The organism is Ureibacillus terrenus, from assembly GCF_006569205.1.
GTDB classification, from domain to species: domain Bacteria; phylum Bacillota; class Bacilli; order Bacillales_A; family Planococcaceae; genus Ureibacillus; species Ureibacillus terrenus.
Genome location: NZ_VIGD01000063.1, coordinates 1 through 1,057, shown reverse-complemented (window position 1 = coordinate 1,057; position 1,057 = coordinate 1). Strand labels below are relative to the sequence as shown.

Annotated in this window: 1 protein-coding gene; it reads left to right on the top strand. The window is 51.8% G+C overall.

All coding sequences use genetic code 11. The annotated features are described in order from the left end of the window. On the top strand, nt 1-1,057 hold a 1,057-nt coding region (locus FKZ59_RS14385; protein WP_141603397.1), incomplete at both ends, for an IS256 family transposase.

Here is a 1,057-nt window from a genome sequence, read left to right as displayed (position 1 = left end):
GAGGCACAAGTAGAAGAACAGCTGGGAGCTCGCCGTTATGAACGAACGGAAGAACGAAAAGGCTATCGAAACGGTTCGTATCCACGCCAGCTGACGACCCGGGTAGGACGGTTGACCTTGCGCGTTCCACGGACAAGAGATGGGGAGTTCTCTACGGAACTGTTCCAACGGTATCAACGGAGCGAACAAGCACTGGTACTGGCACTCATGGAAATGGTGGTAAACGGGGTGTCTACCCGAAAAATCACTCAAATCACGGAGGAATTATGCGGCACTTCGTTTTCCAAATCCACGGTTTCCTCGCTATGCAAAGGGCTGGATCCGATTATCCAAGACTGGAACCATCGTTCCCTGCATGAACACGTATATCCGTTTATACTGGTGGATGCTATTTATACGAAAGTCCGGGAGGATGGACGAGTACGCTCCAGAGCCGTGTTGATCGCTACAGGAGTGAATGAGGAAGGATATCGAGAAATTCTTGGCCTGCAAATCGGAAACAGTGAATCGGAGTCCAGCTGGAGCGAGTTCTTCGGATGGCTGAAAGACCGGGGACTCCGGGGAGTGGACTTGATCATCTCGGATCAGCACGGTGGGCTGGTGCAAGCCATTGAAAAGCATTTCCAAGGCGCTACATGGCAACGATGCCAGACACATTTTATTCGTAATATCCTCGATGACGCACCAAAGTATATGCAGGATGCCTTGCTCGAGGAGATTCGTGGGATTCTTCATGCTCCAAATAAGCAAACGGCCCGGCTGTTATTGGAACAAGTGCTGGCCAAATGGGAAGAAAAAGCCCCAAAAGCCATGCAAATCCTCGAAGAGGGATTCGAAGACGCCACCGCCGTATTGGACTATCCGGACCGTTACCGGCGGCGCCTGCGCACGACCAACGGAGTGGAACGGCTGAACGAAGAAATTCGCCGCAGAGAACGGGTCATCCGCATCTTTCCGAACCGGGAATCGGTGTATCGCCTCGTTGGTGCCGTGTTGATCGAAATCGATGAAAAATGGATGTCAGGGCGCAAATACTTGGATATGGCTGAATATTGGC